This is a genomic window from Mycolicibacterium sp. XJ2546 (genome assembly GCF_053483195.1).
In genome coordinates, this window is record NZ_JBEFRW010000002.1 from 343,196 (window position 1) to 363,009 (window position 19,814).

Annotated in this window: 20 protein-coding genes and 1 pseudogene; 7 read left to right on the top strand and 14 right to left on the bottom strand. The window is 68.6% G+C overall.

What is annotated here, in order from left to right; translation table 11 throughout:
* Positions 1 to 20: 20 nt before the first annotated feature.
* Positions 21 to 1,400: an aspartate aminotransferase family protein gene (locus tag ABQE44_RS05185; RefSeq protein ID WP_448428605.1), complete on the bottom strand. Its 1,380-nt coding sequence runs from the start codon at positions 1,398 to 1,400 to the stop codon at positions 21 to 23.
* Positions 1,397 to 1,885 carry an Lrp/AsnC family transcriptional regulator gene (locus ABQE44_RS05190; RefSeq protein ID WP_448428607.1) on the bottom strand — a complete coding sequence of 163 codons (489 nt, stop codon included), beginning with the start codon at positions 1,883 to 1,885 and terminating at the stop codon, positions 1,397 to 1,399. The genes ABQE44_RS05185 and ABQE44_RS05190 overlap by 4 nt, the downstream gene beginning before the upstream one ends.
* Positions 1,886 to 2,019: 134 nt before the next feature.
* Between ABQE44_RS05190 and ABQE44_RS05195 the strand changes: the two genes are divergently transcribed.
* The gene (locus tag ABQE44_RS05195; RefSeq protein WP_448428608.1) at positions 2,020 to 2,952 is read left to right on the top strand and encodes a sigma-70 family RNA polymerase sigma factor; all 933 of its coding nucleotides are present in this window, start codon (positions 2,020 to 2,022) and stop codon (positions 2,950 to 2,952) included.
* On the opposite strand, the pseudogene ABQE44_RS05200 reads toward ABQE44_RS05195, so the two are convergent.
* The 5 genes and pseudogenes from ABQE44_RS05200 to sdhC all read right to left on the bottom strand — a co-directional run.
* Positions 2,894 to 3,490: pseudogene (locus ABQE44_RS05200) on the bottom strand (carboxymuconolactone decarboxylase family protein); the annotation flags it as partial. The gene ABQE44_RS05195 and the pseudogene ABQE44_RS05200 overlap by 59 nt on opposite strands.
* A 117-nt stretch (positions 3,491 to 3,607) precedes the next feature.
* On the bottom strand, positions 3,608 to 4,387 hold the full coding sequence (locus ABQE44_RS05205) for a succinate dehydrogenase iron-sulfur subunit (protein ID WP_448392979.1): 780 nt from the start codon (positions 4,385 to 4,387) through the stop codon (positions 3,608 to 3,610).
* Entirely contained in the window at positions 4,387 to 6,141 is a 1,755-nt protein-coding gene (gene sdhA / locus ABQE44_RS05210) for a succinate dehydrogenase flavoprotein subunit (RefSeq protein WP_448392980.1), read from the bottom strand. Before sdhA ends, ABQE44_RS05205 begins: the two co-directional genes overlap by 1 nt.
* 3 nt (positions 6,142 to 6,144) lie before the next feature.
* Positions 6,145 to 6,567 (bottom strand): succinate dehydrogenase hydrophobic membrane anchor subunit, encoded by a 423-nt coding sequence (locus ABQE44_RS05215; protein ID WP_448393141.1) that lies wholly within the window; start codon positions 6,565 to 6,567, stop codon positions 6,145 to 6,147.
* A 59-nt stretch (positions 6,568 to 6,626) separates the two neighbouring features.
* Complete coding sequence (gene sdhC / locus ABQE44_RS05220; protein ID WP_448392981.1) at positions 6,627 to 7,067, bottom strand: succinate dehydrogenase, cytochrome b556 subunit; 441 nt, start codon at positions 7,065 to 7,067, stop codon at positions 6,627 to 6,629.
* 227 nt (positions 7,068 to 7,294) lie between these two features.
* On the opposite strand from sdhC, the gene ABQE44_RS05225 reads away from it, so the two are divergent.
* The 3 genes from ABQE44_RS05225 to ABQE44_RS05235 all read left to right on the top strand — a co-directional run bounded on the left by ABQE44_RS05225 (position 7,295) and on the right by ABQE44_RS05235 (position 10,167).
* Positions 7,295 to 7,705 (top strand): cytidine deaminase, encoded by a 411-nt coding sequence (locus tag ABQE44_RS05225; RefSeq protein WP_448392982.1) that lies wholly within the window; start codon positions 7,295 to 7,297, stop codon positions 7,703 to 7,705.
* A gap of 78 nt (positions 7,706 to 7,783) precedes the next feature.
* Positions 7,784 to 9,082, top strand: coding sequence for a thymidine phosphorylase (locus ABQE44_RS05230; RefSeq protein ID WP_448392983.1), 1,299 nt, complete (start codon positions 7,784 to 7,786; stop codon positions 9,080 to 9,082).
* Positions 9,079 to 10,167 (top strand): adenosine deaminase, encoded by a 1,089-nt coding sequence (locus tag ABQE44_RS05235; RefSeq protein WP_448428610.1) that lies wholly within the window; start codon positions 9,079 to 9,081, stop codon positions 10,165 to 10,167. Before ABQE44_RS05230 ends, ABQE44_RS05235 begins: the two co-directional genes overlap by 4 nt.
* Here ABQE44_RS05235 and ABQE44_RS05240 read toward each other — a convergent pair.
* From ABQE44_RS05240 to ABQE44_RS05255, 4 genes are read right to left on the bottom strand one after another with little or no spacing between them, the layout of a single operon-like run.
* Positions 10,164 to 11,120 (bottom strand): NAD(P)H-dependent flavin oxidoreductase, encoded by a 957-nt coding sequence (locus ABQE44_RS05240; RefSeq protein ID WP_448428612.1) that lies wholly within the window; start codon positions 11,118 to 11,120, stop codon positions 10,164 to 10,166. The genes ABQE44_RS05235 and ABQE44_RS05240 overlap by 4 nt on opposite strands.
* Positions 11,120 to 12,409, bottom strand: a complete 1,290-nt coding sequence (gene satS / locus ABQE44_RS05245) for a protein export chaperone SatS (protein ID WP_448428614.1) — start codon at positions 12,407 to 12,409, stop codon at positions 11,120 to 11,122. The genes ABQE44_RS05240 and satS overlap by 1 nt, the downstream gene beginning before the upstream one ends.
* Positions 12,410 to 12,443: 34 nt before the next feature.
* Positions 12,444 to 13,508 (bottom strand): C40 family peptidase, encoded by a 1,065-nt coding sequence (locus ABQE44_RS05250; protein WP_448428616.1) that lies wholly within the window; start codon positions 13,506 to 13,508, stop codon positions 12,444 to 12,446.
* A gap of 2 nt (positions 13,509 to 13,510) precedes the next feature.
* A complete protein-coding gene (locus ABQE44_RS05255; protein ID WP_448428618.1) occupies positions 13,511 to 13,795 on the bottom strand; it encodes a hypothetical protein in 285 nt (94 codons plus the stop codon).
* A gap of 49 nt (positions 13,796 to 13,844) precedes the next feature.
* On the opposite strand from ABQE44_RS05255, the gene upp reads away from it, so the two are divergent.
* On the top strand, positions 13,845 to 14,468 hold the full coding sequence (gene upp / locus ABQE44_RS05260; RefSeq protein WP_448428620.1) for a uracil phosphoribosyltransferase: 624 nt from the start codon (positions 13,845 to 13,847) through the stop codon (positions 14,466 to 14,468).
* A gap of 20 nt (positions 14,469 to 14,488) precedes the next feature.
* On the opposite strand, the gene ABQE44_RS05265 is transcribed toward upp, so the two are convergent.
* Positions 14,489 to 16,126, bottom strand: a complete 1,638-nt coding sequence (locus tag ABQE44_RS05265; protein WP_448428622.1) for a phospho-sugar mutase — start codon at positions 16,124 to 16,126, stop codon at positions 14,489 to 14,491.
* A 45-nt stretch (positions 16,127 to 16,171) separates the two neighbouring features.
* The gene (locus tag ABQE44_RS05270) at positions 16,172 to 16,966 is read right to left on the bottom strand and encodes a purine-nucleoside phosphorylase (RefSeq protein WP_448428624.1); all 795 of its coding nucleotides are present in this window, start codon (positions 16,964 to 16,966) and stop codon (positions 16,172 to 16,174) included.
* Between the two features lie 145 nt (positions 16,967 to 17,111).
* On the opposite strand from ABQE44_RS05270, the gene ABQE44_RS05275 reads away from it, so the two are divergent.
* Together ABQE44_RS05275 and ABQE44_RS05280 are read left to right on the top strand one after the other, a co-directional pair.
* Positions 17,112 to 18,284: an amidohydrolase gene (locus ABQE44_RS05275; RefSeq protein WP_448428626.1), complete on the top strand. Its 1,173-nt coding sequence runs from the start codon at positions 17,112 to 17,114 to the stop codon at positions 18,282 to 18,284.
* 153 nt (positions 18,285 to 18,437) lie between these two features.
* A complete protein-coding gene (locus ABQE44_RS05280) occupies positions 18,438 to 19,316 on the top strand; it encodes a type IV toxin-antitoxin system AbiEi family antitoxin (protein ID WP_448428628.1) in 879 nt (292 codons plus the stop codon).
* Here the strand turns inward: ABQE44_RS05280 and ABQE44_RS05285 are convergent.
* Positions 19,313 to 19,795: a gamma-glutamylcyclotransferase family protein gene (locus ABQE44_RS05285; protein ID WP_448392993.1), complete on the bottom strand. Its 483-nt coding sequence runs from the start codon at positions 19,793 to 19,795 to the stop codon at positions 19,313 to 19,315. The genes ABQE44_RS05280 and ABQE44_RS05285 overlap by 4 nt on opposite strands.
* Between the last annotated feature and the right edge of the window lie 19 nt (positions 19,796 to 19,814).

A 19,814-nucleotide genomic window follows, 5' to 3' on the forward strand; every position in this document is an offset into this window, starting at 1 on the left:
CATTCGAATCGGTTGTCGCCCTAAAGCTGTCGACTGGCCTCGCTCAGTACGCCGTGCAGGATGTCGTAGATCGCGTCGAACTCCTTCTGGCCGCTGATCAGCGGCGGTGCGAGTTGCACGACCGGATCGCCGCGGTCATCGGCGCGGCAGTACAGCCCGGCCTCGAACAGCGCGGGCGTCAGAAATCCCCGCAGCAGGCGCTCGGACTCCTCGTCGGAAAGGGTGGCCTTACTTGCTTTATCTTTGACCAACTCGATGCCGTAGAAGAAGCCTTCGCCGCGGACATCGCCGACGATCGGCAGGTCGTAGAGCTTCTCGAGCGTGGCGCGCAAGGCGGGCGCGTGTTGCTTGACGTGGTCGTTGATGTTCTCGCGTTCGAAGATGTCGAGGTTGGCCAGCGCCACCGCCGATGAAACAGGATGTCCGCCGAAGGTGTAGCCGTGCGCGAACACCGTCTTGCCGTCGTCGAACGGTTCGAACAACCGGTCGCTGGCGATCATCGCGCCGATCGGTGAGTAGCCCGATGTCAAACCCTTTGCGCAGGTGATGATGTCGGGCACATAGCCGAAGTCGTCACAGGCGAACATCGAGCCGATCCGGCCGTAAGCACAGATCACTTCGTCGGACACCAGCAGCACGTCGTAGCTGTCGCAGATCTCGCGGACCCGCTCGAAGTAGCCGGGCGGCGGCGGGAAACAGCCGCCGGCGTTCTGCACCGGTTCCAGGAAAACGGCCGCGACGGTGTCGGGCCCTTCGAACTCGATGGCCTCGGCGATGCGGTCGGCGCAGTACTGTCCGAAAGCTTTTTCGTCGTCTTGATACGGCGCGGGCGCGCGGTAGAAGTTGGTGTTCGGGACGCGGAAGCCGCCGGGGGTCAGCGGCTCGAACGGCGCCTTGAACTCGGGCAGGCCGGTGATGGCCAGTGCGCCCTGTGGTGTGCCGTGATAGGCGATCGCGCGCGAAACCACCTTGTGCTTACCGGGTTTGCCGGTCAGCTTGAAGTAGTTCTTGGCCAGTTTCCACGCCGACTCGACCGCCTCGCCGCCGCCGGTGGTGAAAAACACCCGGTTCAGGTCGCCGGGTGCATAGTTGGCGACTCGTTCGGCCAGCTCGATCGCGGTCGGTGTGGCATAGGACCACAGCGGGAAGAACGCCAGCTGCTCGGCCTGCTTGGCCGCGGCCTCGGCCAATTCGGCGCGTCCGTACCCCACCTGCACGACGAAAAGCCCCGACAGGCCGTCGATGTAGCTCTTCCCGTTGCTGTCCCAGATCGTGACGCCTTCACCACGGGTGATGATCGGCGGCGTGATGCCCGCGCCGTGGCGGGCGAAGTGACCCCACAGGTGCCTGTCGGCCTTGGTGGCCAGGTCGGACGCGATCTGGCGGTCGGCGATTGTCATCTGGCGCCCCAATTGTATTGCTGCTTGATGAGTTTGAGGTAGACGAGCGTCTCGGTGGAGGTGACTTCGGGTAGCGCGCGGATCTGTGTGTTGAGGAGGTCGAGCAGGCCGTCGTCATCGGCGCACACCACCTCGACGATCACGTCGAACGAACCCGCCGTCAGCACCACGTAGTCGACCGAATCGATGCCGGCCAGTTTCTCGGCCACCTTGGTGCTGTCGCCTCTGCAGCGGATGCCGATCATCGCCTGGCGCGCGAACCCCAACTGCATCGGATCGGTGACCGCGACGATCTGCATGACGCCCGCATCCACCATGCGCTGCACGCGTTGGCGTACCGCGGCCTCCGAAAGCCCGACCGCCTTGCCGATGCCCGCATACGACCGCCGTCCGTCCTCCTGCAGCTTCTCGATGATCTGCTTGGACAGTTCGTCGAGCTGGAACGACACCGGCCCGACACCGTGCATCGGACCCGGGCCAGCCATGCCCAAGATTGTGCACGGAATCCGTCGTAGCAGGCAACCGTGGCTATGAAATCACGCGTGCGGAGCGGCTTCCGCATATGGAATGCGTCGGTTGGCGTTGTACCTTGCAAATCGCCGGCAGCTAGACTCGGCTCATGACCGCCAGCACGCGGGTCGACGAGTTCGAAGAGCTACGGCCGCACCTGCTGGCCGTGGCGTACCGGCTCACCGGAACCGTCGCCGACGCCGAGGATGTCGTCCAAGACGCGTGGCTGCGCTGGAACCGGGCCGGCGACGACGTCGACGATCTGCGGGCCTGGCTGACCACGGTGGTCAGCCGCCTCAGCCTGGACCGGCTGCGCTCAGCCGCGCATCGGCGCGAGACGTACTTCGGTGAGTGGCTGCCCGAGCCGGTCGTGACGCCGTTGGACGGATCGGATCCGCTGTCGGCCGTCGTCGCGGGCGAAGAGGCCCGGTTCGCAGCGATGGTGGTGCTGGAGCGTCTCACCCCCGACCAGCGCGTGGCGTTCGTGCTGCACGACGGCTTCGACGTGCCGTTCGCCGAGATCGCCGACGTGCTCGGCGTCAGCGCGGCGTCAGCCCGCCAACTGGCGTCTCGGGCCCGGCGCGCCGTCGCGGCCGCGCCGCCGCCCGTGTCCGACGACACCCACAACGAGGCGGCCGCGGCGCTGATGGCAGCGCTGACCAGCGGCGACATGGAAGCCGTTGTGCGACTTCTCCATCCAGACGTCACCTTCACCGGCGACTCCAACCGCAGGGCGCCGACGGCTCCGCGCGTCATCCACGGCCCCGACAAGGTGGCGCGGTTCCTGTTCGGGCTGGCCCGCCGCTACGGGCCGGGCTGGCTGTCGTCCAACGAGCTGGCGTTGGTCAACGGTCAGCTGGGCAGCTACACGCCAGGCCTGCCCGCCGCCGAGGGCTATCCCGAGTTGACGCCGCGCGTGACCGCGATGACCGTGCGCGACGGAAAGGTCTGCGCCATATGGGATATCGCCAACCCCGACAAGTTCACGGGTTCACCGTTGCGTCGGTCGCCCACGGCACCCGGCACGCATCACCGGAGTTGAAGCCCTGCTCGGTGATGCCCAGCGCGGAGTACATCCGCGCACGCATGTTCTCCACGCCGATTTGATACGTCAGCTCGATCACGCCGGCGTCGCCGAACCGGCGCTTGAGGTCGTCGACCTGGTCGTCGGTGATGGTGTGCGGGTCGGTCGTCATGGCATCGGCGTAGCCGATCGCGGCCCGCTCGTCCTCGCTGAACAGCGGTGAGGTGGCGTAGTCGTCGATGTGCCTGAGCCGGTCGACGTCGAGGCCGTCGAGGCGTTGCAGCATTGAGCCGAAATCTACGCACCACGAGCAGCCGACGGTACGCGCGGTCCAGAACACCGCGAGCTCTCGCACGCTGGCGGGCAGCTTCTTGGAGCCCGACTGCAGCATGCCTTCGTGGACGACGTTGGCCAGCATCAGTCGCGGATGATGCGCGGCGACGGCGAACGGCTCGGGCACCTCGCCGAACCGCCGCTTGGCGACCCGGTAGAGGATTCTGGTCAGCAGCGAGGCCTGCTGCGGGGTGACGGGTGCGATACGGGTCTTCGGTGTTTTCTCGGTCATACCCATAGGACGAGACGGCCGGCTGATATGTGACGCGTTTTCGTTCGCCGAAGCGGTTTCGGTGCGCAAACATGCGATGTGCGCTGGTTTGCACACCGAAATCACCACTTAGCGGGCGAACATCAACGCGCGCTTGACCTCCTGGATGGCCTGGGTGACCTGGATGCCGCGCGGGCAGGACTCAGTGCAGTTGAACGTGGTGCGGCACCGCCACACCCCGTCGACCTCGTTGAGGATGTCGAGACGTTCGGCGGCGCCCTCGTCGCGGCTGTCGAAGATGAACCGGTGCGCGTTGACGATGGCGGCCGGGCCGAAGTAGGAGCCCTCGACCCAGTACACCGGGCAGCTCGTCGTGCAGCACGCGCACAGGATGCACTTGGTGGTGTCGTCGTAGCGGGCGCGGTCGGTCTGGCTCTGAATGCGTTCGCGCGTCGGGGGATTGCCGCTGGTCATCAGGTAGGGCTTGATGGCGCGGTAGGCGTCGAAGAACGGCTCCATGTCCACCACGAGGTCCTTCTCCACGGGCAGGCCGCGGATCGGCTCGATCGTGATGGTCAGCTGCTTCTTCGGGTTCTTGGGCAGCATGTCGCGCATCAGCACCTTGCAGGCCAGCCGGTTGACGCCGTTGATACGCATGGCATCCGAACCGCACACCCCGTGCGCGCACGACCGCCGGAACGTCAGCGTGCCGTCGAGGTACCACTTGACGTAGTGCAGCAGGTTCAGCAGTCGGTCGGTGGGCAGACACGGCACCCGGAAACTCTGCCAGCCGGCCGCGTCGGGGTCCTCCGGGTTGAACCGGGCGATCTTCAGCGTCACCATCACCGCGCCCTCCGGGACGGGCGGCAGTGGCGCGTCGGTCTTGTCGACGTCGGATGTGACGGTCATCAGTACTTCCGTTCCATCGGCTCGTATCGCGTCTGCACCACCGGCTTGTAGTCCAGTCGAATGTCGCTGAGCAGATCCGTGCCCTGTTTGTAGGCCATCGTGTGGCGCATGTAGTTGGTGTCGTCGCGGTTGGGGTAGTCCTCGCGCGCATGGCCGCCCCGCGACTCCTTGCGGTTGAGCGCACCGACGACGGTGACCTCGGCCAGCTCCAGCAGGAAGCCCAGCTCGATCGCCTCGAGCAGGTCGCTGTTATAGCGTTTTCCTTTGTCGTGCACTGTGATTCGGCTGTAGCGCTCCTTGAGCGCGTGGATGTCGGTCAGCGCCTGCTTGAGGGTTTCCTCGGTGCGGAACACCGCGGCGTTGTTGTCCATCGACTGCTGCAGCGCCCCGCGGATGTCGGCGACGCGTTCGTTGCCGTGTTCGGAGAGCACGTGCCCGACCCAGCCGACGACCATGCCGGCCGGGTCCGGCGGCAGGTCGACGTGGTCGTGGCCCAGCGCGTAGTTGGCCGCGGCGATGCCCGCGCGGCGGCCGAACACGTTGATGTCCAGCAGCGAGTTGGTGCCCAGCCGGTTGGCGCCGTGCACCGACACGCACGCGCATTCCCCCGCGGCGTAGAGGCCGGGCACGACGGTGGTGTTGTCGGCGAGCACCTGCCCGTTGACGGTGGTCGGGATGCCGCCCATCACGTAGTGACAGGTCGGATAGACCGGCACCAGTTCGTTGACCGGGTCCACACCCAAGTAGGTGCGGGCGAACTCGGTGATGTCGGGCAGCTTGGCCTCGAGCACGTCGGCGCCCAGATGGCGCACGTCGATATAGACATAGTCCTTGTTCGGCCCGGCGCCGCGGCCCTCGAGCACCTCGAGCACCATCGAGCGCGCGACGATGTCGCGCGGTGCCAGGTCGACGATCGTCGGCGCGTAGCGCTCCATGAACCGCTCACCGTCACCGTTGAGCAGCCGCCCGCCCTCACCGCGCACGGCCTCGGAGATCAGGATGCCCAACCCGGCAAGGCCGGTCGGGTGGAACTGGTGAAATTCCATGTCCTCCAACGGAAGTCCCTTACGGAACACGATGCCCAGCCCGTCGCCGGTCAGGGTGTGCGCGTTGGAGGTGGTCTTGTACATCCGGCCCGAGCCGCCGGTGGCGAACACGACCGCCTTGGCGTGGAAGATGTGGATGTCGCCGGTGGCCAGCTCGTAGGCGATGACGCCGGTGGCCACCGGACCCGACGGTGTCTCGGTGATCGCGATGTCGAGCGCGTAGAACTCGTTGAAGAACTCGACGTCGTGCTTGACGCAGTTTTGGTACAGGGTCTGCAGGATCATGTGGCCGGTGCGATCAGCGGCGTAGCAGGCGCGGCGCACCGGCGCCTTGCCGTGATCACGGGTGTGCCCGCCGAAGCGGCGCTGGTCGATCCGGCCCTCAGGGGTGCGGTTGAACGGCATCCCCATCTTCTCCAGATCGAGCACCGCGTCGATGGCTTCCTTGGCCATGATCTCGACGGCGTCCTGGTCGGCGAGGTAGTCGCCGCCCTTGACGGTGTCGAAGGTGTGCCACTCCCAGTTGTCCTCTTCGACGTTGGCCAGCGCGGCGCACATCCCGCCCTGCGCCGCGCCGGTGTGGCTGCGGGTCGGGTACAGCTTGGTCAGCACCGCGGTGCGGGCGCGTGGCCCGGCCTCCACCGCGGCGCGCATACCCGCTCCGCCTGCGCCGACGATGACGACGTCGTAGCGATGTTCAAGAATCATTCATCAAACTCCGATGTTGGCGTCGAAGGTGACCAGGACGTATGTTCCCAGCACCAACGTGAAACCCGTGGCCAGCAACAACAGCGAATTCAGATAGAACTTGGTGACGTTCTTGCGCGAATAGTCGCCGATGATCGTGCGCATGCCGTTGGCGCCGTGCAGCATCGCCAGCCACAGCAGCGCCATGTCCCAGATCTGCCAGAACGGCGACGCCCAACGTTCGGCGACGTAGTTGAAGTCGATGCGGTACACACCGTCCTGCCACATCAGCATCACGAACAGGTGGCCGAGCGCCAGAAACACCAACGCCACACCGGAAAAGCGCATGAACAGCCAGGCGTACTTTTCGAAGTAGGGGATCCCCCTGGCGCGCCGCGGCGAGCGGGGATGGTCCAGCCCGGCCGGCCGGTCGTATTCCTTCTGCATCACCGGCGCGGCGCGGCCCTCACGGTGATGCGGCGTCCACTTCTGTCCGGTCGGCGCGCTCACAGGAACCGCTCCGCCATGTGCATGCCGATCACGCCGACCGCCGGGATGAAGACGGCGAGGAACACGCCGACGACGATCCACAGCAGCTGGCGCTGATAGCGCGGCCCGTGTTGCCAGAAGTCGATGAGGATGACCCGGACCCCGTTGAGCGCGTGGTAGAGCACCGCCACCACGAGCCCGATCTCCATCAGGCCGACGATCGGTGTCTTGTAGGTGTCGATGACCGCGTTGTAGGCCTGCGGGCTGACCCGCACCAGCGCGGTGTCGAGGACGTGCACGAACAGGAAGAAGAAGATCGTCGCGCCGGTGATGCGGTGCAGTACCCACGACCACATGCCGGGATCGCCCCGGTACAGGGTGCGTCTGGGCGACGGTTTCGGTCGCGCAACCGCCTCCGAAGTGCCGCCGGACGTCACCCCGGAAGTCTGAGTACTCATCTGGCCTCCAACGTCTTCGGTGAACGCGTGGGCGTGGGTGATCGTTCGGCCGGTTTGCACTGCACACCCAACCCTCGGGGCGACTCTAAACCCAGTCGCACTACTAAACGAACTACGGTTTAGGTGTCCGTGCACCAAAAACGCCAAATTAGGGTTATCAATTTCACAGTCGCTACGGCGACGTCAAACAGTGGAACGCATCGGAGAATCGGGCCAGCGGAGGTGGCATGCCAGCCGATATCGACTGGAAAACATTGCGGTACAAGGCAACCGAGGTCAGCGCCCACGCCTATGCGCCGTATTCCGGGTTCGCGGTGGGTGCGGCGGCCCTGGTTGACGACGGCCGGATCGTGGTCGGCGCCAATGTGGAGAATGTCTCATATGGTCTTGGCCTCTGCGCCGAGTGCGCAGTGGTCTGTGACCTGCATTCCAGCGGCGGTGGACGCCTGATTGCGCTGTCGTGCGTGAACGCAGCGGGTGAGCTGTTGATGCCGTGCGGGCGGTGCAGGCAGGTGCTGCTCGAGCACGGCGGCCCCGAAATGCTGATCGACCATCCGCGCGGGCCTCGAGCGCTCGGTGAACTGCTGCCCGATGCGTTCGGCCCGCAGGATCTGGCCGGGCGCAAGGAAACCCGGTGACCACGGCCGCGAACGTGGGTTACCCGCACGCGTCGGGCGAAAAAGCGTGTCACGACCCCACACTCGGCGGCAAAGACAATGTCGCGGTCCTTTGACGCTCCGACGGTCATCCGGACCAAGCGCGACGGCGGCGTGCTCTCCAATGCGGCCATCGACTGGGTGATTGACGCCTACACGCACGGCACCGTGCCCGACGAACAGATGTCGGCGCTGTTGATGGCCATCTTCCTGCGCGGGATGACCGGCGCCGAGATCGCGCGCTGGACGTCGGCCATGGTGGCCTCGGGGGACCGGCTGGACTTCTCCGACCTGCGCCGCGGCGGTAAACCGCTGGCGCTGGTCGACAAACACTCCACCGGCGGGGTGGGCGACAAGATCACCATCGCGCTGGTGCCGGTGGTGATGGCCTGCGGCGGTGCGGTACCGCAGGCCGCCGGGCGGGGGCTCGGCCACACCGGCGGCACCCTCGACAAGCTGGAGTCCATCGAAGGGTTTTCCGCCGAGATGCCCACAGCCCAGATCCGCCAACAACTTTGCGATCTGGGTGCGGCGATCTTCGCCGCCGGCGAGCTGGCTCCCGCCGACCGCAAGATCTACGCCCTGCGCGACGTGACCGCCACCACCGAATCGCTGCCGCTGATCGCCAGCTCGGTGATGAGCAAGAAGATCGCCGAGGGCACCCGGGCGCTGGTGCTGGACACCAAGGTGGGCTCCGGTGCGTTCCTGAAGACCGAAAGCGAGTCCCGGCAGCTGGCCCAAACCATGGTCGAACTCGGCGCCGCCGCGGGGTTGGTGACCCGCGCGCTGCTGACCGACATGTCGACCCCGCTGGGCCGCACCGTCGGCAACGCGGTCGAGGTGTCCGAATCGCTGGAGGTGCTGGCCGGCGGCGGTCCGGCCGACGTCGTGGAGCTGACGCTGACGCTGGCCGCCGAGATGCTCGACGCCGCCGGGATCGACGGGGTCGATCCTGCCGAGACGCTGCGCGACGGTTCGGCGATGGACCGGTTTCGCGCCCTGGTCGCTGCCCAGGGCGGGGATGCGACGCAGAAACTGCCGGTCGGCGCGCACACCGAGACCGTGACCGCACCCCGAAATGGCACGATGGGAAGCATCGACGCGATGGCAGTGGGACTGGCGGTGTGGCGGCTCGGTGCGGGCCGCGTGGTCCCGGGCGAGCGGGTTCAGCCCGGCGCCGGGTTGCGCATCCACCGACGTCCCGGCGAGCCCGTCGCCGCCGGTGAGACACTGTTCACGCTCTACACCGAAACGCCGGAGCGGTTCGTCGGCGCGGTCGCCGAACTCGACGGCGGCTGGTCCGTCGCCGACGCCGCGCCCCCGTCGCGTCCGTTGATCATCGACCGGATCACGCCATGACCACACCGCTGACCTTGGAGAACATCCGCCGCGCCCCCAAGGCGCTGCTGCACGACCACCTCGACGGCGGGCTGCGCGCGGCCACCATCGTCGAGTTGGCCGATGCCACCGGCTACACCGGGCTGCCCGCCACCGACGCCGACGAGCTGGCGACCATCGTGCGCACTGCCGCGCACAGCGGGTCGCTGGAGCGCTACCTCGAACCGTTCGCCTACACCGTCGGCGTGATGCAGACCCCGGAAGCGCTGCACCGGGTGGCCTACGAGTGCGTCGAGGACCTCGCCGCCGACAACGTGGTCTACGCCGAGATCCGGTTCGCCCCCGAACTGCACATCGACGGCGGGCTGTCGATGGACGCGGTCGTCGACGCGGTACTGGCCGGCTTCGTCGACGGGGAAAAGGCCGCCGCCGCCGAGGGCCGCCCCATCACGGTGCGCTGCCTGGTCACCGCGATGCGCCATGCCGCGCGGTCGCTGGAGATCGCCAAACTCGCGATCCGCTTCCGCGACAAGGGCGTCGTCGGCTTCGACATCGCCGGCGCCGAAGCCGGACATCCACCGACCCGGCACCTCGACGCCTTCGAGTACATGCGAAGCAACAACGCGCGCTTCACCATTCACGCCGGCGAGGCATTCGGCCTGCCGTCAATCCACGAGGCGATCGCCTATTGCGGCGCCGACCGGTTGGGCCACGGGGTGCGCATCGTCGACGACATCTTCGAGGAGCCCGGCCGCCCGGTCCGATTGGGCAGGCTGGCATCGCTGCTGCGCGACAAGCGGATTCCGTTCGAGATGTGTCCGAGCAGCAATGTGCAGACCGGTGCGGTAGCCAGCATCGCCGAGCATCCGTTCGATCTGCTGGCCCGGCAACGCTTCCGCGTCACCGTCAACACCGACAACCGGCTGATGAGCGACACCTCGATGAGCCAGGAGATGCTGCGGTTGGTCGAGGCGTTCGGCTACGGCTGGACGGATCTGCAGCGGTTCACCATCAACGCGATGAAATCGGCGTTCATCTCTTTCGACGAACGGCTCGCGCTCATCGACGACGTGATCAAGCCGCGCTACGCCGTGCTGATCGGCTAGCGCTTCTCGGCCCACCGCCCGAGCAGCCGGGCCGCGTCGGTGCACAGCCGCTCGATGACATCCGCGGCGGATTCGACGGTGTCCAACACCCCGACACCCTGCCCGGCGTTGATCGGCGCCGACCGGAGGTCTTCGGCGGCGACGGCCGCGGCCAGCGCGTCGCGCTCGGCGTCGCCGAGTTCGGCTTCCCTGCCGATCCACTTGTCGGCGAATGCGTTGCGCAGCACCCGTTCTGGAAGTGTGTCGGGCCACGGGTAGCCCTGTGCGACGTCGAACACCCGGGTGGTCACCGTGTCGGTGTCGCGGGCATCGAGCAGCGCCTGGCGCACGGCGGGGGAGACCGACGCTTCCAGGCAGGCGCTGAACGCGGTGCCCACCCACGCCGCCGATGCGCCCGCCGCCAGCACGGCGGCCACCCCGCGGCCCGACGAGATCCCGCCGGCGGCCAGCACCGGTAGCCGGTGGCGGTCGAGCACCGAGGTGAGCAGCGGCAGGGTGCCCACCCGCGGCGCGCCGTGTCCGCCGCCTTCGGCGCCGCGCGCGATCAGCACGTCGACGCCGGCGTCGACCGCGCGCTGCGCCGCCGCGAGGTCACCGACCTGCGTCGCGGTGATGACGCCTGCGTCGCGGGCGGGCGCCACCCAGAAGAAGTCGTCACCGAAACCGACCGACAGCAACGCGGGACGCGCGGCCAGCGCCGCGTCGAGCAGCCCCGGTTCGGCGGCGGCGACCCAGTCCACCAGCCCGATGCCGAACGGTGCCGCCAGCTCGGCCAGGTCAGGTAACTCGACAGTCAGCTTCGTCGCCGACGCGGAGCTGCCCATCCCGAGCATGCCCAGGCCTCCGGCCCGCGACACCGCGGCGGCGAGCGCGGCCCCTGCCACTCCGCCCATCGGCGCGTTGACGATCGGGACGCGAAGACCCATCCGGGCCGACCAGTCGGTCGCCAGCATCAGCCGTAGGCTTGCTCCGGGCGCAGCCGCGACTCCACGAACGCCTCGAGTTCCTCCCACTGCGAAACGGCCTTAGCGTACGGCGGTTCGGGGCGGTTCACGCTCTTGGGATCCAGCACGTGGGCGATCAGCCGACCCAGCGGCTGGTTCACGTTCAGGGTCTGCTGCACCGTGGGGTCTTCGGCGTAATCGCCGACGTCCCTGAGCAGTTCGACCGCGAGCTCGAGCTGGTCGCGGTCCAGCGCGTCGGGCCCCTCGGCGACGTCGTCGACCAGACCGGTCAGCACGTAGACGTTCTCGTCGATGATCTCGATCTGCAGCGACCCGTCGGTGGCCGCGGTGCGGATGTCGTCGTAGGTGGCCAGGTCCGACAGGTCGTGGTCGTGTTCGTCGGCCAGGTAGCGCGCGAGCGCGCGTTCGGAGCCGAACACGCTGACCCGCCCGTTGCGGCCCAGAAAGACCGGCCGGTCGTCGAGGTAGCAGCGCAGCGTGTAGTAGGTGCCTGCGCTGGCCATGATCTGGACCGGGTCGATGCCCACCTTGGCCCAGAAGTCCTCGTCGCTGCCCAGCACCAGGTTGGTGGCCTGGCCGGCGAACGCTTCGGATTCCGCGTCTTCCTCGGTGTCACCGGACGCGGCTTCGGCGATGATCTCGTCGACGGGTTGCTCGTCGAAGTCGGGTTCGGGGGCGGGTTCGGCCAGCTCGGCCGCGGCCTTCTCGGAGGCCGCCGCGTCGACGTCGGGGATGGTGATCACCTCGTCGAGCGCATCGATGACGCTGTCCCAGCCGCGGTGGATCACCGTCGATATCTCGCCCCAGCGCTTACGGCCGGCGCGTCCGCTGAACGCCTCGATGCCGCCGCCGATGGTGCCCAGCACCGGGTTGCCGTTGAAGAACTTGGTGATCGGCGGAAGCTCGCACACCGAGCCGATGGCCGAGACCACCGCCAGCGTGCGGTGCACCTTGGTGACCGCCTCCTCGCTCGGCTTTTTCTCGGCGAGCAGTTCGGCCACGCCGATGACGTCGAACTGGCGGTCTTCGGGGGGATCGAGCCGGTGCGCGTTGGCCTCGGTCAGCTTCTCCCACGCCGGATGGTCGTCGAGGTCGTTGTCGTTGTTGCCCCGCACGAACGCAACCATGTCGGCCACGGATTCGAACGCGTACAGGTCCTCGTCCTTGCCGAGGAAGGCCTCCCACTCGTCGCCGGCATCGCGCCAGCGTGGAGCCCACAACGTGTACAGGTCACCCTTGGTCAGCCCGAGCCGGATCGGCACGATGTCAGCAGCCATGGCGCACAGCCTAACCACCTGGGCTGGGCACGCCTCACGCCGTCGGGCGCCAGAAGCCCTGGAACCCCTGTCCCGCGTTGTCGGTGCGGATCGCGGACAGCTTGACCGGATCGCCCGCCTCGATCATCGTCCCGTTGCCCACGATCATCGCGACGTGCCCGTCCCACACCGCGAGGTCGCCGGGCCGCAGTGAACCCGCGTCGACGGCGGCGCCGACGTCCTGTTCCTGCGCCAGCCGCGGAATGCCCAGCCCCGCTTCGCCGTAGGCCCACTGAGTCAGGCCGCTGCAGTCCAGGCCGACGCCCGGGGTGGTGCCGCCCCATTCGTAGGGCACGCCCAGCTGCGTCAACGCGTGGCGCACCGCGCTGGCGGCCACCGCGTTGGGCGCCAACGCGACGCTGCCGTCGGGTAGCCGGATGGCCACGCCGTCGCCGAACGTCGCCGCGTCGGGGGTGGTTGACAACGACTCGGGTTTGACCCACTCGCCGAGGTCGGCCAGCCCCGAACCCGCCGGGCCCATCGGCGCGCCGCCCAACCCGGACGGTACGGACGGCATGGCCATTCCGGCGGGCGTTGTGGTGGCCGACGGGGCCGGGCCCGCCTGGGGTGCTGGGGCCGGCAGCGCCGCGGCATGGCCGTCCAGTTCGGCTTCCAACTGCGCGACGGCGGCGACCGCCTCGTCCAGCGCGCGTCGCGCCGCGGCCAGCAGCTTCTCCGTCGCGCCGGGGGAGTCGAGATAGGGCTCCAGCGCGGCGGCGCGGGCCTCGAAGTCGTCGACGATCTCCGCCAACCGGCGGTGCGCCTGGGCGACGGCCTCTGCCGCGGTGCGTGCCGCCGCGCCCAACCGGTCGACGTGGTCGGCGAGGTCGTCGATGGCCGCCGCCGTCGAGGCGAGGTAGACGTCGGCCCCGTCGGCGCCCGCACCGGACCACGACGCGTGTGCGTCGCGCCACGCCACCCGAACCGACGCCGCCACGTCGCCGAGCGCGTCGCGCACGGTGCCGAGCACGACGGCCGAGTCTTCGGCCCAGCCGGGCCCGACCAGGTGCTGTAACTCGCGTATCGGCGCCGACAGCGCCGCCACCAACGCAGTGGGCACCGTCAGACGCCGGCGATGCGGGCGCGCGCACCGTCGTCGGCGGCGTCGTACGCGGCGGCGGCGGAATAGGCGGTCTGCCCTGACGACGCGAGCCGTTCGCTCAGCGCCGCGAGCGCCTGCGCCCCGACGGTGGCCGCCTGCTCGAGCGCGGTCGAAAAGCGGGCCCCGACGGGCCCGAGGTTCGGGGGCGGCAACGACGCCAACACGGCGGCGACGTCGGCGAGTTCGGCGGCATGGGTGGCGGTGGCAGACCCCAGGTGGCGGATCGCATCGGTATCGGCGCGCATGTGGTTATGACGCACGGGAGCGGCGCTCGGTTCCATTAGTGTTCGGCGCATGGATGTGCGCGTCGTCGATCACCCATTGGCCGCCGCGCGGCTGAGCACCCTGCGCGACGAGTCGACGGGCAACGCGGGCTTCCGCGCGGCGCTGCGCGATCTGACGCTGATGCTGGTGTACGAGGCCACCCGTGACCTGCCCGTCGAGCCGGTAACGGTACGCACCCCGATCGCGGAGACCACCGGGTGCCGACTGGCCAACCCGCCGCTTCTGGTGCCCGTGCTGCGCGCGGGGCTGGGCATGGTCGACCAGGCCCACGCGCTGATCCCCGAAGCGTTGGTCGGCTTCGTCGGTGTGGCCCGCAACGAGGAAACCCTGCTGCCCACACCGTATTTGGAGTCGCTACCCGACGACTTGAGCAGCACGCCCGTGATGGTGCTTGATCCGATGCTCGCGACGGGCGGGTCGATGTGCCACACCATCGAGCTGTTGGTCTCGCGCCACGCCGCCGACATCACCGCGATCTGCGTGGTGGCCGCGCCGGAAGGCCTTGCGGCGGTGGAGAAGGTGGCCCCGGATCTGCGGCTGTTCACCGCGACCGTCGACGAGGGCCTCAACGACATCGCCTACATCGTGCCGGGCCTCGGCGACGCCGGCGACCGCCAGTTCGGCCCGCGCTGACCGCGGGGCAAAGGGGGCAATCAGAAGCGCTGGGCGACCGCGGTGAGCTCGTCCTGCAGGGCTTGCGCGCGGCTGCGCGCCGCTCCGAGGTCGCCGCTGTCGCTGCACCGGACTTCGATGTAGGACTTGACCTTTGGCTCGGTGCCCGACGGCCGCACCACCAGGCGCAGCGAGATGTGCTCGTCGCCGCCGGTCAGGATCAACGCGTCGGTGCGCAGCGGGCCGTCGTCGTCGCGCAGGTCGGTGACGGTGACGTCGTAGCCGGCCAGCTCCTCGGGCGGGGTGCGGCGCAGCCGGTCCATCACGGCCGCTGCCTCGTGCGCGTCGTCCACCTGCCGCGACACCGCGGTGGTGGTGTGCACACCGTGGCGGCGGGCCAGGTCGTCGAGCGCGTCGAGCAGCGTGTGCCCGCGGTGCTTCATCGCGGTGACCAGATCGCACGCCAGCACGGCCGCGCTGATGCCGTCCTTGTCGCGAACCGCGGCCGGGTCGACGCAATGGCCGATGGCCTCCTCGTAGGCGTACACCAGCGTGCAGCCGGGCAGGTCGTTGTCGGCGCGGGAGAGCCACTTGAACCCGGTGAGCGTTTCGACGTGACGCGCGCCGTGCTCGGCGGCCAGCGCGGCCAGCATCCGCGACGACACCACCGTGCTGGCCACCACCGTGGACTCGGTGACCGGACCCGGCTCGATCTGCGACAGAATGTAATCGCCCAGCAGCCAACCTGTTTCGTCGCCGGTCAGCATCCGCCAGCCGTCGGGTGTGGGCACGCCGATCGCGCACCGGTCGGCGTCGGGGTCCAGCGCCACGGCGATGTCGGCGTCGACATCGGCGGCCAGCTCCAGCAGTGCCTCGGTTGCGGCGGGATCTTCGGGATTCGGCGACGACACGGTGGGGAAGTCCGGGTCGGGCGCGAACTGCTCCTCAACCACATGCACATCGGAGAACCCCGCACGCACCAGCGCATCCATCACGAATTCCCCGCCGACGCCGTGCAAAGGCGTCAGCGCCACCCGCACCGAACCGTGAGTGTGCCGCACCTGCGCCGCACGCTCCACGAACGCCTGCACCTCGTCGACACCGGCCGGTTCCACAGCGGCGCGCTCGATTTCGTCGGCGTGGGGAGCATCGGCCATCGCCTGCTCGATCTCGCGGTCGGTGGGCGCCACGATCGGGCAGCCGTCCTCGAAGTACACCTTGTACCCGTTGTCGGTCGGCGGGTTGTGCGATGCAGTGATCATGATCCCGGCGACTGCCGACTGGCGGCGCACCGCGAACGGAACTACCGGCGTCGGCACCGCCGTGAACATCAGCGTGACGGTAAAACCCTGGGCGGCAAGCACTTCAGCGGCAGCCAACGCGAAATCGTCCGAGCTGTGCCGCGCGTCGCGCCCGACGACGACATTTTGGCCCGACAGCCCGCGGTCATGCAGCACCTTGGCCACCGCCCACGTCGCGCGCAGCACGACGGCCAGGTTCATTCCGTTGGGTCCGGCGCGCAGCGGCCCGCGCAACCCCGCCGTCCCGAACGTCAGCGGGTTGGCGAACCGCTCGGCTAGCTCTTCCTCGCTGCACTCCTTGAGCTCGGCGGCGGTTCGGTGATCGGGGTCGTGGGCAATCCACTCCTGCGCGGTGGTCGATGTCCGCGACAAAGTCATGCGGCTAGTGTGCCCACTTTCTTGTCGGCATAAGCCGGGTTGTCGTCAGATCCGCGCGATGACGTCTGCGAGCAGTGCGCCCATCCGCGTCGCGGACTGCCGGCCCGCCGCCAGCACCTCCTCGTGGTTCAGCGGTGCGCCGGTCATCCCGGCCGCCAGGTTCGTCACCAGCGACACGGCCAGCACCTCGGCCCCGGCGGCGCGGGCCGCGATCGTCTCGTGCACGGTCGACATGCCGACGAGGTCGGCGCCCAGCGTGCGCAACATGCGGATCTCGGCGGGCGTCTCGTAGTGCGGCCCGACGAGCCCCGCGTAGACACCTTCTGTGAGCGCGGGCTCGATCTCGCGCGCGACGCCACGCAACCGCGGCGAGTAGGCGTCGACCAGGTCGACGAACTGTGCGCCGACCAACGGTGAGCGCCCGGTCAGGTTGAGGTGATCGCTGATCAGCACCGGCTGGCCCACCACGAAGTCGTCGCGCAACCCTCCGGCGGCGTTGGTCAGCACCACGGTGTGCACCCCGCTGGCGCACGCGGCCCGCACGGGATGCACCACATGGCGCAGCTCGTGGCCCTCGTAGGCGTGGATCCTGCCGACGAACACCAACACCTGCCGCTCGCCGATGCGCGTCGACAGCAGCCGGCCGCCGTGCCCTTGTGCGGTCGGCGGGGTGAACCCGGGCAGTTCGGCCACCGCGACGTCGGCCGCGGCCGCGCCGAGTTGGTCGACGGCCGGAGCCCAGCCCGAGCCGAGGATGACGGCCACGTCGTGGCGGTCGACGCCGGTGCGGTCGCCGATGACGCTCGCTGCTTCGCGGGCCACCGCGTCCGGGGTCGTCACGCTGGGCAGCTTAACCGTGAAATCGGCCGCTATCGAAGCAGTGAGATACTGCCAGAATGTCCGCTTCCACCGCGTCGGGTCGCGTCGAAGACGCCGTCACCCGACGCCGTGGCGATCTGGTCGAGCTGCAGGCAAGGCGGGCGGCATGACCGTCCTGAGGCACGCCGCCGCGCGTTGGCTGTCGTCGCACTCTGCCGACCTGGTGAGTTGGCGCAGGCACATCCACGCCCATCCGGAGTTAGGTCGTCAGGAGTTCGGCACCACCCAGTTCGTCGCCTCGCATCTGGCCGACGCCGGCCTCAACCCCAAGGTGCTGCCCGGGGGTACCGGACTGACATGTGACTTCGGACCCGAACACGGCCCGCGGATCGCGTTGCGCGCCGACATGGACGCGCTGCCGATGGCCGACCGCACCGGCACGCCGTTCGCGTCGGTGGTGCCCAACATCGCGCACGCCTGTGGTCACGACGCCCACACCGCGATGTTGTTGGGGGCGGCGCTGGCGCTGGCGTCGGTGCCCGAGCTGCCGGTGGGGGTACGGCTGATCTTTCAGGCCGCCGAGGAGTTGATGCCGGGCGGTGCGATCGACGCGATCGCCGCCGGTGCGTTGACCGGGGTGTCGCGGATCTTCGCGCTGCACTGCGACCCGCGGCTGGCGGTCGGGCGGGTCGCGGTGCGGGCCGGCCCGATCACCTCGGCGGCCGACCAGCTGGAGGTCACGCTGGACTCGGCCGGCGGGCACACGTCGCGACCGCACCTGACCGGCGACCTGGTGTACGGGCTGGGCACATTGATTACCGGGGTGCCCGGGGTGCTGTCGCGCCGCATCGACCCACGCAACAGCACCGTGATGGTGTGGGGTGCGGTCAACGCGGGCGTCGCGGCCAACGCGATCCCGCAGACCGGCACGTTGGCCGGCACCATCCGCACCGCCAGCCGCGACACCTGGGAGGCGCTGGAAGCGATTGTGCGCGAAGCGGTTTCGTCGCTGTTGGCGCCGCTGGGTCTCGAGCACAGCCTGCAGTACCGGCGGGGGGTACCGCCGGTGGTGAACGAGGAGATCTCCACGCGCATCCTGACCCATGCGATCGAGGTGATCGGCCCCGACGTGCTGGCCGACACCCGCCAGTCCGGCGGCGGCGAGGACTTCTCCTGGTATCTCGAGGAGGTACCCGGCGCGATGGCGCGGCTGGGCGTGTGGTCGGGACGCGGTCCGCAGCTGGACCTGCACCAGCCGACGTTCGACATCGACGAGCGGGCGCTGGCGGTGGGGGTGCGGGTGCTGGTCAACATCGTGGAGCAGGCGGCGCGGTACTAGGACTCGGCGCGCGCCGGTACCACCTGTCGAAATCAGTGCTAGCGGCGAGATTGCAGTCAGGGCTGTGGTGCCGGGTGCAGCTTGTTCGGTATTGCGAATCGCAGGCTATGGGCGAGATTGCGGCCAGGGTCGTGATCGGGTGTCCACAGCCGTGTGCGCAGTCTCGGTCGTAGCGCGAAATTTGTCAGTGGGTCCGGTCAGCATCGCGGCATGGACGACGTCTTCATCGGCAGCGAAGCTCTGGCTGACGGCGTGCTCACCCGCGGGCAGCTGCGGTGGAATTACCGGGCCCTCTACCCCGACGTCTACATCCCTGCAGGGCCCACCCCGTCGCTGTTGCAGCGCGCCGTTGGCGCCTGGTTGTGGTCGGGGCGTCGAGCAGTGGTCGCGGGCCTGGCCGCTGCTGCCCTGCACGGCGCGCGATGGATCGACGAGTCCATCGATGTCGAGCTGATCTGGCGTAACGCCCGCCCACCTGACGGAATCGTCGTGCGAAACAGCCAAATTCAAACCGACGAAATCGTGCAGATCGCCGGGTTGCCCATCACCACAGCGGAGCGCACGGCCTTCGACCTAGCCCGCCACTGCCCACGCAACGCCGCGGTCCCCCGCTTGGATGCGCTTGCCTCGAAAACGGGCATCAACGCGCTCGACGTGCAGCCGCTCGTAGACCGCTATCGGGGAACGCGACACTGGTGGCGGGCCGTGGATGCGCTGGGTCTGATGGACGGCGGGTCGCAGTCGCCAGTGGAATCCGTGGTTCGTCTCGCTCTGATCGGCGCCGGCTTTCCCGCGCCGAGGACGCATTTCACCGTGACGGACGGCCAGCGCACCGCGGTCATCGCGATGGGATACGAAGCGCCTATGGTGGCCGTCGAATTCGGTGCCGTAACACCGGACTTTGTTGTGAGAAGGGGGTGGAGGATGATCCGGGCGGCCGATTCGGGAAATCTGAAGACCATCGTGGGCCTGGTGCGGATGGCAGTGATCGAGCGCGGCTACCCGCTGTGGAAGCTGCGCCGCGTCGGCTAGGACCCCGGCGACCCCGGCCCGATGTTCCGCGCCGGCCGGGTCCGCAGATCGTGCACGTACTCCGATGGCGCGCCCGCGATCTCGGCCGCATCGGCCATGACGCCGAGATAGCGCGCCGACGGTAGGCCGCCCTCCCAGGCGTCGACGACATAGAGCCAGGCCAGCACCGGATCCGTGGTGGTGTCTGAGGACAACCGGTCCACCCGGCACCGGATCTTCTTGTGAAAGCCCAGCTCAGAGCCTTCCCAGCGGTCCAGGTTGGCCTCGTCGTCCTTGGTCATGTCGTAGAGCACGACGAACACCTTCGAGGACGGATCCTCGACCAGGGTGGCCAGCGCGCCTTCCCAGCCGATGTCCTCGCCGGCGAACGTCAGCCGCCACCCATGCAGCCACCCCGTACCTGCCATCGGCGAATGAGGGGCCCGCTGCAACATCTGCTCCGGATGCATGTTGGATCCGTACGCGGCATAGAGCGGCACGGACAAAGACTAAGCGTTG

Bases quoted from the DNA above. Each gene is read 5' to 3' on its own strand.
- ABQE44_RS05185 (WP_448428605.1), bottom strand. From the start codon at position 1,400: ATGACAATCGCCGACCGCCAGATCGCGTCCGACCTGGCCACCAAGGCC.
- ABQE44_RS05190 (WP_448428607.1), bottom strand. From the start codon at position 1,885: ATGGCTGGCCCGGGTCCGATGCACGGTGTCGGGCCGGTGTCGTTCCAG.
- ABQE44_RS05195 (WP_448428608.1), top strand. From the start codon at position 2,020: ATGACCGCCAGCACGCGGGTCGACGAGTTCGAAGAGCTACGGCCGCAC.
- ABQE44_RS05205 (WP_448392979.1), bottom strand. From the start codon at position 4,387: ATGACCGTCACATCCGACGTCGACAAGACCGACGCGCCACTGCCGCCC.
- sdhA (WP_448392980.1), bottom strand. From the start codon at position 6,141: ATGATTCTTGAACATCGCTACGACGTCGTCATCGTCGGCGCAGGCGGA.
- ABQE44_RS05215 (WP_448393141.1), bottom strand. From the start codon at position 6,567: ATGCAGAAGGAATACGACCGGCCGGCCGGGCTGGACCATCCCCGCTCG.
- sdhC (WP_448392981.1), bottom strand. From the start codon at position 7,067: ATGAGTACTCAGACTTCCGGGGTGACGTCCGGCGGCACTTCGGAGGCG.
- ABQE44_RS05225 (WP_448392982.1), top strand. From the start codon at position 7,295: ATGCCAGCCGATATCGACTGGAAAACATTGCGGTACAAGGCAACCGAG.
- ABQE44_RS05230 (WP_448392983.1), top strand. From the start codon at position 7,784: ATGTCGCGGTCCTTTGACGCTCCGACGGTCATCCGGACCAAGCGCGAC.
- ABQE44_RS05235 (WP_448428610.1), top strand. From the start codon at position 9,079: ATGACCACACCGCTGACCTTGGAGAACATCCGCCGCGCCCCCAAGGCG.
- ABQE44_RS05240 (WP_448428612.1), bottom strand. From the start codon at position 11,120: ATGCTGGCGACCGACTGGTCGGCCCGGATGGGTCTTCGCGTCCCGATC.
- satS (WP_448428614.1), bottom strand. From the start codon at position 12,409: ATGGCTGCTGACATCGTGCCGATCCGGCTCGGGCTGACCAAGGGTGAC.
- ABQE44_RS05255 (WP_448428618.1), bottom strand. From the start codon at position 13,795: ATGCGCGCCGATACCGATGCGATCCGCCACCTGGGGTCTGCCACCGCC.
- upp (WP_448428620.1), top strand. From the start codon at position 13,845: ATGGATGTGCGCGTCGTCGATCACCCATTGGCCGCCGCGCGGCTGAGC.
- ABQE44_RS05265 (WP_448428622.1), bottom strand. From the start codon at position 16,126: ATGACTTTGTCGCGGACATCGACCACCGCGCAGGAGTGGATTGCCCAC.
- ABQE44_RS05275 (WP_448428626.1), top strand. From the start codon at position 17,112: ATGACCGTCCTGAGGCACGCCGCCGCGCGTTGGCTGTCGTCGCACTCT.